The organism is Pseudomonas sp. G5(2012) (assembly GCF_000408945.1).
In the GTDB taxonomy this organism is placed as follows: domain Bacteria; phylum Pseudomonadota; class Gammaproteobacteria; order Pseudomonadales; family Pseudomonadaceae; genus Aquipseudomonas; species Aquipseudomonas umsongensis.
Map to the genome: position 1 here is coordinate 334,787 of NZ_APIO01000001.1, position 13,801 is coordinate 348,587.

A 13,801-nucleotide genomic window follows, 5' to 3' on the forward strand; every position below is an offset into this window, starting at 1 on the left:
CCCGACCGCAGGTCGGGCCCCAACGAAGTTAGTTGATGTTGTCGGTTTCGATCTTGAACGAGCGGCTGGCGAACTTCATTTTGGTGTCCGGGCCAAACCATTGGGTGAACAGCGCATCGGCCTTGCCGGAAGTCTCCAGCTCGTGCAACACCTTGTTCACCTGTTCCTGGAAGGCCGGTTCGCCTTTCCTCAGGCCCAGCGCCATGTGCTCGGTTGAAAGGGGCTGCGCAAGGAGCTGATAATCCTTGGCCGCATCACCAAGTTTGGCGAAATTGCCGGCCAAGGAAGTCTCGTCGTTGGCGTAAGCCAGACCTTTGCCCTGTTGCAGGGCGAGCAAGGCCTGAGGATTACTGTCGAACGAGACGATCTGGGCGCCTGGGATAGCCGATCTGACGCTCTGCTCCATGGTCGAGCCTTTGATCGTCAGCACCTTCTTGCCGGCCAGCTGGTCGAGTTGGCTGATGCCGCTGTCCGCCTTGACCATGACCTTCTGACCGGTGATGAAGGTTGAGAGCGAGAAGCTGATCAATGCCTCGCGCTCCTTGTTATGGGTCAAGGAGGCAGCCAGGAGGTCGACACGACCCTGCTGCAGCTCGGGGATGCGGGCGGAGACCGCCAACTGCTTGAGCACCGGCTTGACCCCGATGCTCGCGGCGATGGCATTGCACATGTCCACGTCATAACCGACGATTTCGCGAGTCGCCGGGTTCTTCATGAAGCTGAACGGCTCGTCGGTGCCGAGCACGCCACAGACTAACTCACCCTTTTGCTTGATATCGCTGAGTTGGTCGGCGGAAGCCGAGAAGCTTGTTACCAGCGCCAGGGCCAGTACTGCGGTTTTCCAGTGTTTTTTGAGTACGCGGTTCGTTTGCATTTTATGACCTTTCTTGTTTGAGAAACGGAACGCCAGTTTTTTTGAATCATCAGTGGAGCGGACTTCGAGTGCCTCTTGTGGGTCGATCGGGAATCTCGGTTAGTCGATGCAGGTCTCGCGCAGTCGCTCGAAGCCTGCATTCAAGTCGGCGATCAGGTCGTCGACGTGCTCCAGGCCGATAGAGAGCCGGACCAGGTTCTCGCTGATGCCGAGGCTGATTTTCTGTTCATGGCTCAAGGAGTTGTGCGACATGCTGTAGGAGTGGTTGATCATGCTTTCCACCCCGCCCAGGGAGTCGGCCAGGACAAAGATCGACAGTTGCTCAATGAACGGGGCCATCGCCTTGCGGTCGGCCTTCAATTTCAGCGAGACCACCGCGCCGCCGGTGCGCATCTGGCTTTTGCACAGTGCGTGCTGCGGATGGCTTTCCAGCCCCGGGTAGAACACTTCCTCGACCTGTGGGTGAGTGCTGAGGAAGCGCGCGATCTGCGCCGCATTGCTGCACTGGCGCTCCATGCGCACGTCGAGGGTCTTCAGCCCGCGCAGGGCCAGGTAGCAGTCGAACGGCCCCTGGACCGCACCGATGGCCATGCTGATGGCGCGCAGGCGAGCGAACAGCTGCTCATCAGCCGCCACTACCACGCCACCGATCAGGTCGGAGTGGCCGCCGATATATTTACTCGCCGAGTGCATCACCAGGTCGACGCCGTATTCGATAGGGCGCTGGTTCCAGGGCGAGCAGAAGGTGTTGTCGACGCAGGTCAGGATGCCGTGGGCGCGGGCAAAGTCGGTCACGCGCTGGATATCCACCAGTTGCAACAGTGGGTTGGTCGGCGTCTCGATCCAGATCAATCGGGTGTTGTCGCGATGGCTGGCCGCCAGTGCCTCAAGGTCGTTGAGGTCGATGTATTTGGCGCTCATCCCGGAGGTCTTGCTGCGGTAGTCCTGCATCAGGCGGAAGGTGCCGCCGTAGACGCCGGCCATCACGATCACGTGGGAGTCCTTAGGCAGGAGCTCGAGTACAGTGGCAGTGGCGGCCATGCCGGAGGCGCAGGCCACCGCACCACGGCCGCTCTCCAGCTGGGCGATGCAGGTCTCGTAGGCATGGCGAGTGGGGTTGCCGACCCGCCCGTAGGCGTAGTCCGGGTTGTCGTCCAGACTGCGCTTGCTGAATGAGCTGGAGGTGACGATTGCAGGGAAGAGCGTATTGTCGGCGTAGGTCGACTGTTCGCCGGCGTGGATCACTTGGGTCGAGAAGTTGTTTTTGGTCTGGTTCATGGTCGGGGACGCCTCGCGTGGGCTAAAGAAAGCGATCGAGTTGTTTCGCATACGGGGTGATGTCGCCGATATTACGCACGACCCAGTCACGGTCGTAATAGGTGTCCAGATAGCGTTCGCCGCTATCGCACATGAGGGTCACGATAGAGCCCTGTAGACCCTGCTCCTGCATCCGCAACGCAACACTCAGCGCCCCCCACATATTGGTCCCGGTGGAGCCGCCGGGTTTCTTACCGAGCAGCTTTTCCAGCCAGTAGAGGGTGGCGACGCTGGCCGCGTCGGGCACCTTGAGCATGTCGTCGATCACGTCCGGCAGGAAGGACGGCTCCACCTGAGGGCGTCCGATGCCTTCGATGCGGCTGCCATGGGGGCTGGTGAGGCTCGGGTCGCCTGTACGGTAGCTTTCATAGAACACCGAGTTTTCGGGATCGACCACGATCAGCCGGGTGTCGTGGCCCTTGTAGCGAATGTAGCGGCCGAGGGTCGAGGAGGTGCCGCCAGTGCCGGCGCTCATGACAATCACGTGGGGAACGGGGTGCGGCTCGCCGGTCATCTGCTGGAAGATGCTGTCGGCGATATTGTTGTTGCCGCGCCAGTCCGTCGCCCGCTCGGCGTAAGTGAACTGGTCCATGTAGTGGCCGTCGCTCTCGCGCGCTAGGCGCTCTGCCTCGGCATAGACATGGGACGAGTGATCGACGAAATAGCAGTGTCCACCGAGCTGCTCGACCTGTTCGATTTTCTTGCTTGCGGTGTTGCGCGGCATGACCGCGGTGAAGCGCAGACCCAGCAGTTTGGCGAAATAGGCTTCGGACACGGCCGTGCTGCCCGAGGACGCCTCGACCACATGGGTGCCCTCGCGGATCTTGCCGCTGCAGATGGCGTGCAGGAACAGCGAGCGTGCCAGCCGGTGCTTGAGGCTACCGGTAGGATGGGTGCTCTCGTCCTTGAGGTAGATGTCGACGCCCTTCAAGCCCGGAATGTCCAGCTTGTGAATATGGGTGTCGGCGGAACGTAGCAGGTCGCAGGAAATACTGCTGATGGCCGCGCGGATCCAGTCATTCATCATGGTCGGACTCCGGCTCAGCATGCGGCCACCGCGATCGCGTCCACTTCCACCAGCGCTGCTCGCGGCAAGCTGCCGACGCCGATCGCCGCGCGCGCCGGATAGGGCTTGGCGAACAGCTCTTCCATCACCCCATTGATCAGGGCGAAGTGGCTCAGATCAGTCAGGTAGATGTTCAGTTTGACCACATCGGCGAAGCTCATCGCGGCCTCTTCGAGAATCGCCTCAAGGTTGGCGAAGGCTTGCCGGGTCTGCGCTTCGATGCCTTCGACCATCTGCATGCTCTGTGGGTCGAGGGCGATCTGACCGGAAACATAAAGGGTATCTGCGCACTTCACTGCTTGCGAATAAGGGCCAATCGCCTTGGGAGCGGCGGGGGTGACGATGATCTTCTTGTTCATCTCAGGTGTCTCCGGGCAGGTTTTATGGGGATAGATCTTACTGCCGGCCACGGAAAAAATAATTTTCATTTTTCCATGATTCACGCTAATTTATAGAAAAATTTTCTACATATTAGGGTCATAAGTAGAATGGATAGTTTCGATCGCCACATCCTCTCGCTCTTGCAACGCGATGCCTCCATTTCCCTCAAGGACCTCGCCGAGACCGTCAACCTCTCGACGACTCCCTGCTGGAAGCGCGTGAAGAAGCTCGAAGAGAGCGGCTATATCAGGGCCAAGGTGGCGTTGCTGGACCCGGTCCGATTGGGCCTGGGGTTGTCGGTGTTCGTGCAGCTCAAGACTCAGCGTCACGACAGTCTCTGGCTGGAGACTTTCGCCGCGACGGTGATGCAGTTCGAGGAGGTGGTGGAGTTCTACCGGATGTCCGGCGAGTGGGACTACATGCTGCGGGTGGTAATCAACGACATAGCGGCCTATGACAGTTTCTACAAGAAATTGATCACTAGTACAGAGGGGCTGTCCAACATCACCTCGAGCTTTGCGATGGAGCAGATCAAATACACCACGGCGTTGCCATTACCTCGATGAGGCTTGCTGGAGGAGAGCACTCGGCAGCGTGCCGAGTGCTATTTCCTGGTGATCTCGCGTACTCAGCAAAGGCGCAGTGCGTTATCCAGATCAGCGATCAGGTCGTCCTCGTGTTCAAGGCCGATCGAGATTCGGATCAGCCCTTCGGACACGCCGACCTGGCTGCGCAGTTCCTCCGGCACACCCGATTGCGTGGTCGAGGCAGGGTGGCAGACCAGGGACTCGGTGCCGCCCAGGCTGACCGCCGATTTGAACAAATGCAGGGCGTTGATTAAGCGGAAGGCCCGTTCGCGACCATCGTCCAGCACGAACGAAAAGGTCGAACCAGGGCCCGTGCATTGTCTGCGGTAAACCGCCTGGTAGGTTTCATCCTGAATCAGTTCGGGGTGCAGGACGACGATTTTCTGATGAGGGTTGCTGGCCAGCCAACCCCTGAATCCCTTTTTCTCTAAGATTTTTAGCTCACAACGCTTGTTTCGCCTCGTCTCCATCCCTCTGAGTCAAGTCGGTTTCTGAACCACAGCTACTGGTCTGAGCTTGATTGGCCAACCGTGGCCGCGTTCCGATAGCGCGGTGATACGCCGATTGCCCTGTCACCGACCCGAAATCTAGGAGTGCCCTACCTTTGGTAGCCTAGAACCAGTCCTGAAAAAATCCATTGTGAATTATGATATTAATGTTGATCGTGTGGTTTTAGGACTGTCCAGGGATAACCTCTCGAGCTCCGCAGCGTTGATCGTGAGCATGCTATAGCTGTGCACCACCTCTCCCGCCGGATTAACCCACCGTTCCCACAGCCCTGCAATGCCTATCAGACCACCGTCTGCCCGGGTAATGCGGGTGGGGATTGACTTGCCAGAACGCCAGTCAGGCTCGTAGAACGCGGTGCATGGAATGATGCAGTGTTGGGCTTTGGCCCAGGCCGATCGGAACGACGGTTTGGACGCGGCCGTTTCACTTCTTGAATTGTAAGTGCTCCGCGCGAGCTTGGTGTCCTTCGCCCAGAAAGGTAGCAGACCGAACATACCGACGAGCGCCTCCACCGGACTCTCCCCCTCCTCCGCCCCTTCCTCTCCCCGAGCACGCAGAAAGGGTCCCATGTACCCAGGCCACAAGGCTGTTTTGAAAGGCTGATCCGGTGCCGTGCCGAATCCGGCCATGAGCCTCTCTGACGTAGGTGCTTCGTATCGACTGCACATAGCCGTGCCTCCTGCCTCCGGGTCAAAAAAACACAGCATAGGCCATTGCCATAGCTGATACATCTGACTGGCCGCCGGAGTATTCCCACTGCAGTCTGCAACGGACTGCGGGAGTTCGCTGGACGCCGTCTGTGCGAGCCCGGCCGCCAGCGCCTACTTCAGTAACGGACAATTCCGCGACCAGCCAAAATTCCTACAAGTTTTGGCGAATCGCCTGATAGACACCAAAGGCTTGGTAGTAAATGGTATGGCCCTCAAAGCACTGGAGAGCACCATGCCCAACGTCACCTACACCGAACTGGAAACCCCACTCACCCTGGAACTGGATCAGCCCAGCGTGAATGCCTTCAATCGCTATCGGGCTGCCCGTGCCGCGTATTTACGGCATGAGCATGACGCCTCTATCGCCAATGCTGAGTTGTTTGTCGACTACCAGTGGGCCGCTTTCGAGCTGGCCGACGCGTTGCAGGTGATGCTGGACACGCGCCCTGCCTGACTTCCGTGGCTTTCGACTTTAGCTTTAGCGGAGGTGCTTTTGAAGCACATTACCGCTTGGCTGAGCGCGGGCAGTGGATGGGTCCTGTGGCTATGATGGACAGGTACTATGGTCACCTACCCGCGGGGATTGATCATGAGTGACACTTACACCTGCCGATTGGTTCTGGTGAAACCTTCCATACCAAAACCCGTGGCATAGCGTTTGGCATGTGCTGCGAGCCGTTGATTTTCGTGGAGGATGCTACAGGTGCGGTGTCACAGGATCCCTGCACTGTCGTTAAAAGCGCCGTTGCTTAGGAAGCGACCGAGGGGGCTTGCCAAGCGCGTTGGAACGAGCAAGATCACAGGATTTATCAACAACTTACCAAATTTCATTTGCACCCTTTCCCATGGGAGTACAACCAGATGGACAAGCAGACACTCAGCAAGATCGCGGCGTTCGTGAGCGACGAAAAACGTCTGAACGAGGCTTTTGATAGGGTGATTGACGGTATTGATAGTGGGCGCATCCGAGCTGATGAGTTTCCGCTCGCCGCTGCGCCACTTCGCTCAGGTGGGTTGAGTGACAATCGGGAATTTGTGACACGCTACCTGGAACAGCTCGCAGAGCAGGCCCTCACCCCAGAGCAAAAACTCGCGCTCTCCGAGACGATCACTGCGCTTCCTCAAGGAGCCAGCATAGAAGACCTTTACGCTGCCCTTGGGCATGTTGAGTCGTTGGCCGGCTTCACTGCCGCTCTGCACAAGGTCCAAAATACTGACCAGCAGATGACGAACTGACCATTACGGCCATCCGAGACATTTACCGCGGCCCCGCGCACGCCGGCATCGACTGCGACGTGTGTCGGGAACTGGCTACCGTGCTGTGTGTGACGCCACCGCGTGTCACGAGTATGGGCGCCAGTCTGCCAGTGTTCCCGGACCGAAGACGACTAACAGCGCGGTCAAAGGGCCGCAAACTCAGCTAAGAATATTCCATGCCCCCAATTTACCAAGAAGTACAAGCACCGGACCCGGATGGTGACTTCATCGGGACCAAGATCATTGAATGGAAAAATGGCGACCGCCAGGCGGCCTTTGACCTGGCTGCGTTCTATGAGGCCAAGGGCCAAGAAGATCGTGTCCGCTATTGGCTGAGCAATGCGCATGCAACAGAACGTCAAAGCCACGAGCTCCTTCTAGGTCTGGCCGTCAAACACACCAACCCCGCCTTGGCTCATGAGTATTTCACCCGTGCGTTTTATCTGATGCAAGACTGCGTGGAGGAACTGCACGAGCTTTACGAAAAATATGACCATGTGGCTTTGGGGCTGAGCCGCGCGAGTTACGTTGAGAGTTCTGATCTCTTTGCATCGGCAGTAAAAAAGAAGCAAGACCACCTGTTGCGCACCACAATCCTCCCCGGAACACGACCAGTGATCTTTCAGACCAAACCTGGGCCATCGTCCTATGACAATGCACAGTGGGGTGGAGGCTCGCTTTTTGTCATGCGTTGGGGCGGTGTCGACTTTGCTGTAACCGCTCTGCACGTCATCGAAAATCTTGGCGCTAACAGGAAGGAGTTTCGTCTGTTGCTGCCAGAGAGCCCTGTCCCGTTGGACATGTACGGTGGCATATCTCCCAGCCGTGATCTGCCACCGCACAGAGATGAGCTCGATGACATCTATGCCTGGCACATCAGGGGCTACCCAGACTCAGACGACGGTTTTTGGGCATGGAATCTTGAGTTATGGAGTAAGCCCGCTTCGGATCTTTCGCCAGGGCAGCAGCTCTATGCTGCAGGATACCCGGACCTTGACGGCCGGTATGACTGGGAAAATTTCAAGGTCAATGATATTGCGCTTATCGTCACAGGGGTTGCGGCCGGGGTATTGGTTGATGGTGTCCACGTCATGGATATCGAAGAAGTCGAACACGACCTGAATTTAATGAGTGGTGGACCTGTGTTCGCCAAATTTGACGACCGGTTCTATTACGTGGGGATGATTCTCAGGGGGCGATCAGAGGCAAGGAAAATAAACTTCCTAGATTCGAAATATGTGATCAATCTCCTCGACAAACATAACCACGCCCACACGGCTCAAATAACGCCTTCTTGAGGTACGGTGCAGGCCAAACACCATCGACCTGCCGGCTGCAATCCTAGAACAGCCGGCGCCCCTCAATGCTACTGTCTAATGCCCTAAACCACAGCGGATGGCTGGTCCGCCGCTACGACTTGGTGCTCGATTGGCGCATCCAGCAGCGTCAACTTAGGCAACAGATCCATCACCTCGCAGAAAATCGGCCGCTTCGACCAGTCCGCCCGGTCACCAATGACGTACAGCCGGCGCTTGGCTCGAGTGGCGGCCACGTTCACCAGGTTCGGCTCAGACACGGCCCACTCCCGCGCCCCGGGCGACGCCGAATTGCCGCCCAAGACGAGCACCACCACAGAAGATTCTTTTCCCTGCATTGTGTGGATGGTGCCAAAGACCATGGGTTGGCGCAGCATCACCCGCAATTGATTACGCACGTCCTGGAAGGGGGTAATCACAGAGATGTCCTTGGCTTGCACGCCCTCCTGCGCCAGCTTGGCCAGCAGCGACTTCAATGCCAGCCCTTCCGCCTTGACCCAGTTGCCGCTTGAGGGCCCACACACGTCGATCCATCCTGTCGGCAGCGTAGCGGTGGTCTCTTTTTCAGGGGATGGCGTACTCGTGCCGTACACCATGGCGCCGTCATACGCGATCCGGTTGGCCAGCTCGAACATGGGCCGGTCGCAGCGCCGGTGAACCACCAACGGTAATCCGACCCAGCTTTTCATGTCGGCCGGGCCGAGCATCCTACCGACCGCAATGCCCTGGTCTGCCACCGACTGCGCCGACAGCCCACTAGGGATCCAACGCGCGTCAACCTTGAATGGCTGGCGCATGTGCTCAAGCGCAGCGTCAGAAACGGACAGAATTGGCTTGAGCTGCAGGGGGTCACCGACCATCACCGACCGGCGCGAACGCCATAGGGCACCCACTGCCGCCTGAGGTGTTGCTTGCCCTGCTTCATCCACCAGAAGCCAGCCGATCTCACCGGCGCCCAGCGTGCTAAACGTACGGGCAAAGGACGCGAATGTGCTGCTCAGTACCGGTACGACCATAAACAGTGTTGCCCAGGCGGACCGAATGGCGTCTTGAGACACGCCGCCGTACCGGGTCCCCTGCAGCATGCTTGTGACAAAGTTCAGGTTGGAGCGGACCCGTTTTGGTTCGAGCTCGAAAAAGGTCTTGTGCAGACGCAGTGCTTCAATGAACACCCGCGCACGTGCCCGACGCCATCCCGGGACAATCCAGGGTTCCGCCAGCTCAATCTCAGCCCCCCGGCCGATGCTGCCAGTACGCAGCCACGTCAGAAAATGTGCAGCCTTGTACTTTTCGGCCAGCGTGGTCACCTGCGCTTCACGCGTTCGCGCCGACTGCTGCAACTGCAGCAACTTGACCTCGCTCGTGGCCAGCAACTTGTCGAATTCAGACAACTGGTCCTGGAGCAGCTTCGCCTTCAAATCGACAATCGTCGATGCCCTCACCTCCGCATCAAGAACCTTCTGCAGCAGATCCAGCTCCTGCTTCCATTGCAGGTACCGCAGCCCCAAAGTAAACAGGATGGCCAAGAAACCGGGCTTGGTCTTGTTATGACGCTGTATATGAGCCGCTTGTGTTCGAACCGCACCCTGCGCGGTGGAGCCTTCTTTGATGACATCGTCGACCTCGGACTTGAGGCGTTTGCGACCTGCAATGGACAGAGCGAGTTCTTCCTGCTGGAGTCGGACCTGCTCTCGGGCCTGCAGCATGGCATCCAACAACTGAGTCGCCAGTGCCGCCTCAGCCCCCACCGCTTCGGCCTGAGCCTTGGCGTCCGTGTAACGCTTTACGGCCGCTTGCCAAATGGGCTGCCGGCTAACGGTCAGCTTCTCAACGGCGACCTCTTGCTCGTCGAGCCATTTGCGGAATCCCTTGGGCTTTGGTTCTTCATCGGGGCCAGTCGCCTTCTGGGCACCGTCCGCCTGCCCTACATCTACTTTCTCTGCCTTTTCCGGAGCATCATCCAGTTCATCCGCTTCCTCATCGAGGTCGACCGATTCGGGGCCGTTGTGCGCTAGTGGCTTTCCACCGCCATTGTAGAACCGGGTGACAAATGTATTTCGGTTGGTCTTACTGCCCAGGGCAGCAGAGAACAGCCCCCAGGCGGGTTTGCCGGTCAGCCATTTGCCCAGGTCGGCGAAGTGATCGAGGTCGGACAGCCAACGTTCGTCGATCCTGTCTCGTTGGGGGAGCTCCAGCGTGACGTTCTCAACCGCGCCGTTGTTTGATGAGGCCACGACAATTTCATGGCCGAGCAAGTGCTCATTCAGGCAGAAGCAGTATTGACGTTTGCCGCCCTTCCTCGCCTCCTCGGCGGGTACTCCTTTGCCCTCAAATGCATCCGCAGCTCGGTCCAGCGATGCCAATACATCAGCCCGGCCGGTAACGACCGAGGCAATGATGTCCCTCAGCAACGTGGTTTTACCCGTACCTGGCGGACCATTGACCGCACGTTGTCCTTGTCCTTTACTGCCGCTGAGCGAACCAACGATATGGTTAACCGCAAGTTGCTGGGAATGAACCAGCCCTTGGTCTGCTTCTGTCGGCCAGCAACCCATCGGGTAGCGAGCCGGCGCCAGTTCGTCCAATAAGTCCCGTGAAAAGCGCGCATCGCTGACGTCTATCCGACCACTCCCTGTGTGGGGTGTGAGGTAGGCATTCAGCGGCGCACTGCTGTTGCTGCACTCCAGGTTGTCCGCAATTTTGGCCAAGTCGTCCAGAATAAGGCTGTTCAACGGGTCGTCGTCGTTTTCGACTTCTGTAGGTTTGATCGGTTTGGAGCGAAAGCGGTGAAAACTCTCGAGCTCCGCGAAAAAACCGTGCAGCCCGTAATAGTTGATGATCCACCTGGTAAGTCGAACGATTTTGTCCGAAGTCACCACCCCTGCAAGTTCCTCTGTCGCCTTGGCTCGGACCTTGTCCTGGGCCTCGTCGAAACTGCGCGCCCAATCCTTCCCTGCGCGTACTCTCGCCAGCAGCCAAGCGGCTGAGGACAGCACCAGGCTGTCGGCCACCATGACGCCGGAGTGGGTTAACTTGAGTGAGTACAGGGCGACAACTTGACTTGGGGTTTCCGCGTATCCCTGATCGGCACCAAACGCTTCCTCCAGCGCCTTCACCGCATACTTGACGTCGTAGCAATGCGCGAAAAGGAGGTGGCTCCACACTTTGCCTTTTGGCAGCGTTTCTTTTGCGACGATGCTTGCAGTGTCCCAGGGCATCACAGGGTTAACCACGGATACGTCGTGAATGTACGGCTGATGCAGCGCTTCCCGCTCCTTACGCTTGGGGGCAGCCTGCGGCTGAAGCAGTTCGACTGAGCGCCAGTAACGGACGATATCGGCAGGGGTCATCCAGTGTCCTTATTGAATTTTGAGCTGCTGGGAATCAAGCGGGCTGAATAGGCGCACATCGTACGAGGCGGACGGAGCGTCCGGGAGTCTTTTTTCTCACACATCCCCCTACCTGCCCATTTTTCTACAGTCTGTTCCGTTTGCGGTGTCCACACCCTCCCCTGTCCATTTTCTCCGGCTTCGCCGGGCCCGCGGTGCGGGCACACTCCCTGTCCATTTTTTTGCTACCGCTTTCTGGCGCGAGATCCTTGTCGCTCGCTGGACTGCGTGTATCATGAATCATTTACTGTACGTTTATACAGGTTACCCAATGAACACCATTTCAGTCATCGGCCGCATCCGGGTGGAGCCTGCTTCCGGGCTGCTCCCCGTTTTCACATCGAAGCTCAGTTGCGGGTTTCCTAGCCCTGCCGAAGACCTCATTGAGGAGATGTCTTCACTGGATGACATCGCTGTCGCCAACCCGCCTGCAACCTACCTGGTGCGCAGTGGGGGCGACTCCATGATCGATGCCGGCATCTGGCCTGATGACGTGATTGTGGTCGACAGGTCCAAGAAGGCAGTCAACCGTTCAATCGTGGTTGCCATTCATGAGGGGGAGTTCGTGTGTAAGCGCCTGGTGATTTCCGGCGACGTTGTTCTGCTCTGCCCCGAGAATAAAGGTTATTCCCCAATTGTAATTACTGACAAAGAAAGCTTAATTATCTGGGGTGTATGCACTTTTAATTTGCACCGACTTTGCCCGGTATGAAGGGACGACCTGCGTTCATCTTGTTAGATGCAAATAATTTCTACGTGTCCGCAGAGCGTGTGTGGCGTCCTGAACTTGCAAATAAACCTGTTGTAGTGGCCGGTTCTGGTGATGGCTGTGTAATCGCACGTTCCGACGAAGCCAAGGCACTTGGTATTAAAATGGGAGAACCTGTTCACTTAGTTAGCCAACAATATTGGCGCTCTGGTTTAATTATTTGTTCAGCGAACTTTCCCCTGTACGGCGACGCCAGTTCACGTCTAATGCGAACTGTTGCCACAGTTGCGGCCAAAATAACTCCTTACAGTATTGATGAGTGTTTTTTACATGCTGATGGTATGTCGGACCTGCAACTTCACCAGTTGGCAATACAGGCGAGGGAACGGGTACTCGCGTGGACCGGGTTGGGTACCGGCGCCGGAATTGGCCCTACACCCACCCTGGCGAAACTAGGCTCCTACGGGGCCAAGCGGGTGTTGAAGACCGGCCTGTGCAATCTCATGTCTCCGATCGACCGAGACCAGTTACTTGCGTTGACGCCCGTCGGCGAGGTTTGGGGGATTGGGCCTTCCTTGACTGCCCGGTTGGCCACCATGGGGGTAACCACCGCCGCTCAGTTTGCCGGGCTCCCACGACACGTTATTGAGCGTGAGTTCCCGGTGACAGTCCTTCGTACTCAAATGGAGTTGAATGGAGTATGTGCAGTTGATCTGCAGGGAAACGATGGCCCCCGCGAGATGATCAACGTGAGTAGATCCTTCGGATCGCGGATAGAGTCGCTGGATGCACTTTCCGCTGCTCTGGTGGAGTTCGCATCGATGGCAGCCGGCAGGCTCCGAAAACAAGGGTCTGCTGCCTCAGCTATCAGGGTGTATGCGCGCACCAGCCCTTTTGAAACTAAGTCCGCCCCGTACGCCAAGACGGTAACTGTCCCATTTGCACAGCCTGCGTTTGACGCACGAGTGTTCGCCAGAGCCGCCTCTCAAGCTGCACGCAGCATATTCAAACCGGGTATTAGGTTTTCCAAGGCAGGTGTTCTGCTGATGGGCATACAGCCGGCGTCAGCAATGCACCAGCAGGACCTGTTCGGTTACGACGACACGTCGCAGGATCGCTTGATGTCCACTCTTGACGAAATCAACTCCCGATTTGGTCGTGGCACCGTAAAGCTTGCAAGAACAATTGAATTGGCCGGACCGCGAGGCAGGCCGGAGAGCCTTAGCCCCGCATACTCCTGTCGACTAGCAGACCTGAAAGTCGTTTTCTGATCGTACTACTGGGCCGCCCGGTCCGGCCTCACTGCTAGCAGCGCTGCTGCTAGTCCCTGTCCATTTCCTTGGCCCCAACTTCAGCGTTCGTTCCCGCAAGAGCTGTGGACCAGTTGCAAGTGCTGGCGGTCCAGCCGCAACTTCTTGTCACTGCCTTCCCACGCACGCTGAAGATCCTGAGAGACCTTAACCTGCGCAGGCATCATCGGGAAGAAGCCATTTTCCAAACAGTCGAGCGCCGATGCTTGGCCTGAGGCCTTCAAGAAATCATAGGGACGTAGCAAAAACTCGGAGAGAGTCACATCGATCAAGCTGGCCAGTCTTGCCTTGCAGTAAATGTCAGCCCAAAGGTCCAGTTCTACCTTATCGATGGTGATCATGGTTTCGTGCGGCGTGTTGCTCATAGTCAATCCT

At 57.6% G+C, this 13,801-nt stretch carries 14 protein-coding genes; 6 read left to right on the top strand and 8 right to left on the bottom strand.

Annotation, left to right across the window (positions count from 1 at the left end):
* Window positions 1–28: 28 nt before the first annotated feature.
* The 4 genes from PG5_RS01530 to PG5_RS01545 all read right to left on the bottom strand — a co-directional run bounded on the left by PG5_RS01530 (window position 29) and on the right by PG5_RS01545 (window position 3,616).
* Window positions 29–874: an ABC transporter substrate-binding protein gene (locus tag PG5_RS01530; RefSeq protein ID WP_020795328.1), complete on the bottom strand. Its 846-nt coding sequence runs from the start codon at window positions 872–874 to the stop codon at window positions 29–31.
* A 99-nt stretch (window positions 875–973) separates the two neighbouring features.
* Window positions 974–2,152, bottom strand: a complete 1,179-nt coding sequence (locus PG5_RS01535; RefSeq protein WP_020795329.1) for a PLP-dependent aspartate aminotransferase family protein — start codon at window positions 2,150–2,152, stop codon at window positions 974–976.
* Between the two features lie 22 nt (window positions 2,153–2,174).
* A complete protein-coding gene (locus PG5_RS01540; protein WP_020795330.1) occupies window positions 2,175–3,218 on the bottom strand; it encodes a PLP-dependent cysteine synthase family protein in 1,044 nt (347 codons plus the stop codon).
* A 14-nt stretch (window positions 3,219–3,232) separates the two neighbouring features.
* Window positions 3,233–3,616, bottom strand: a complete 384-nt coding sequence (locus tag PG5_RS01545; protein ID WP_020795331.1) for a Rid family detoxifying hydrolase — start codon at window positions 3,614–3,616, stop codon at window positions 3,233–3,235.
* Window positions 3,617–3,745: 129 nt separating this feature from the next.
* Here PG5_RS01545 and PG5_RS01550 point away from each other — a divergent pair, with 129 nt between their 5' ends.
* Window positions 3,746–4,204 (top strand): Lrp/AsnC family transcriptional regulator, encoded by a 459-nt coding sequence (locus PG5_RS01550; RefSeq protein ID WP_020795332.1) that lies wholly within the window; start codon window positions 3,746–3,748, stop codon window positions 4,202–4,204.
* Between the two features lie 62 nt (window positions 4,205–4,266).
* On the opposite strand, the gene PG5_RS01555 is transcribed toward PG5_RS01550, so the two are convergent.
* Together PG5_RS01555 and PG5_RS01560 are read right to left on the bottom strand one after the other, a co-directional pair.
* Entirely contained in the window at window positions 4,267–4,695 is a 429-nt protein-coding gene (locus PG5_RS01555; RefSeq protein WP_042955155.1) for a PLP-dependent transferase, read from the bottom strand.
* A 174-nt stretch (window positions 4,696–4,869) separates the two neighbouring features.
* Window positions 4,870–5,466: an SOS response-associated peptidase gene (locus PG5_RS01560; protein ID WP_371106591.1), complete on the bottom strand. Its 597-nt coding sequence runs from the start codon at window positions 5,464–5,466 to the stop codon at window positions 4,870–4,872.
* 211 nt (window positions 5,467–5,677) lie between these two features.
* Between PG5_RS01560 and PG5_RS01565 the strand changes: the two genes are divergently transcribed.
* The 3 genes from PG5_RS01565 (at window position 5,678) to PG5_RS01575 (ending at window position 8,000) form a co-directional block, all read left to right on the top strand.
* Window positions 5,678–5,899, top strand: a complete 222-nt coding sequence (locus tag PG5_RS01565) for a hypothetical protein (protein WP_020795334.1) — start codon at window positions 5,678–5,680, stop codon at window positions 5,897–5,899.
* Between the two features lie 407 nt (window positions 5,900–6,306).
* The gene (locus PG5_RS01570; RefSeq protein WP_020795335.1) at window positions 6,307–6,681 is read left to right on the top strand and encodes a hypothetical protein; all 375 of its coding nucleotides are present in this window, start codon (window positions 6,307–6,309) and stop codon (window positions 6,679–6,681) included.
* Window positions 6,682–6,878: 197 nt separating this feature from the next.
* Window positions 6,879–8,000, top strand: coding sequence for a trypsin-like peptidase domain-containing protein (locus PG5_RS01575; protein WP_020795336.1), 1,122 nt, complete (start codon window positions 6,879–6,881; stop codon window positions 7,998–8,000).
* 83 nt (window positions 8,001–8,083) lie between these two features.
* Here the strand turns inward: PG5_RS01575 and PG5_RS01580 are convergent, their stop codons facing one another.
* The gene (locus tag PG5_RS01580) at window positions 8,084–11,368 is read right to left on the bottom strand and encodes an ATP-binding protein (RefSeq protein WP_020795337.1); all 3,285 of its coding nucleotides are present in this window, start codon (window positions 11,366–11,368) and stop codon (window positions 8,084–8,086) included.
* A 274-nt stretch (window positions 11,369–11,642) separates the two neighbouring features.
* On the opposite strand from PG5_RS01580, the gene PG5_RS01585 reads away from it, so the two are divergent.
* Both PG5_RS01585 and PG5_RS01590 read left to right on the top strand, forming a co-directional pair.
* Complete coding sequence (locus PG5_RS01585; protein ID WP_020795338.1) at window positions 11,643–12,119, top strand: LexA family transcriptional regulator; 477 nt, start codon at window positions 11,643–11,645, stop codon at window positions 12,117–12,119.
* On the top strand, window positions 12,116–13,387 hold the full coding sequence (locus PG5_RS01590; RefSeq protein WP_020795339.1) for a Y-family DNA polymerase: 1,272 nt from the start codon (window positions 12,116–12,118) through the stop codon (window positions 13,385–13,387). Before PG5_RS01585 ends, PG5_RS01590 begins: the two co-directional genes overlap by 4 nt.
* A gap of 80 nt (window positions 13,388–13,467) precedes the next feature.
* Here PG5_RS01590 and PG5_RS01595 read toward each other — a convergent pair whose 3' ends face one another.
* Entirely contained in the window at window positions 13,468–13,791 is a 324-nt protein-coding gene (locus PG5_RS01595; protein ID WP_020795340.1) for a hypothetical protein, read from the bottom strand.
* Between the last annotated feature and the right edge of the window lie 10 nt (window positions 13,792–13,801).

Excerpts from the sequence above, each read along its gene's own strand:
- PG5_RS01530 (WP_020795328.1), bottom strand. The coding sequence starts at position 874 with ATGCAAACGAACCGCGTACTCAAAAAACACTGGAAAACCGCAGTACTG.
- PG5_RS01535 (WP_020795329.1), bottom strand. The coding sequence starts at position 2,152 with ATGAACCAGACCAAAAACAACTTCTCGACCCAAGTGATCCACGCCGGC.
- PG5_RS01540 (WP_020795330.1), bottom strand. The coding sequence starts at position 3,218 with ATGATGAATGACTGGATCCGCGCGGCCATCAGCAGTATTTCCTGCGAC.
- PG5_RS01545 (WP_020795331.1), bottom strand. The coding sequence starts at position 3,616 with ATGAACAAGAAGATCATCGTCACCCCCGCCGCTCCCAAGGCGATTGGC.
- PG5_RS01550 (WP_020795332.1), top strand. The coding sequence starts at position 3,746 with ATGGATAGTTTCGATCGCCACATCCTCTCGCTCTTGCAACGCGATGCC.
- PG5_RS01555 (WP_042955155.1), bottom strand. The coding sequence starts at position 4,695 with ATGGAGACGAGGCGAAACAAGCGTTGTGAGCTAAAAATCTTAGAGAAA.
- PG5_RS01560 (WP_371106591.1), bottom strand. The coding sequence starts at position 5,466 with ATGTATCAGCTATGGCAATGGCCTATGCTGTGTTTTTTTGACCCGGAG.
- PG5_RS01565 (WP_020795334.1), top strand. The coding sequence starts at position 5,678 with ATGCCCAACGTCACCTACACCGAACTGGAAACCCCACTCACCCTGGAA.
- PG5_RS01570 (WP_020795335.1), top strand. The coding sequence starts at position 6,307 with ATGGACAAGCAGACACTCAGCAAGATCGCGGCGTTCGTGAGCGACGAA.
- PG5_RS01575 (WP_020795336.1), top strand. The coding sequence starts at position 6,879 with ATGCCCCCAATTTACCAAGAAGTACAAGCACCGGACCCGGATGGTGAC.
- PG5_RS01580 (WP_020795337.1), bottom strand. The coding sequence starts at position 11,368 with ATGACCCCTGCCGATATCGTCCGTTACTGGCGCTCAGTCGAACTGCTT.
- PG5_RS01585 (WP_020795338.1), top strand. The coding sequence starts at position 11,643 with ATGAATCATTTACTGTACGTTTATACAGGTTACCCAATGAACACCATT.
- PG5_RS01590 (WP_020795339.1), top strand. The coding sequence starts at position 12,116 with ATGAAGGGACGACCTGCGTTCATCTTGTTAGATGCAAATAATTTCTAC.
- PG5_RS01595 (WP_020795340.1), bottom strand. The coding sequence starts at position 13,791 with ATGAGCAACACGCCGCACGAAACCATGATCACCATCGATAAGGTAGAA.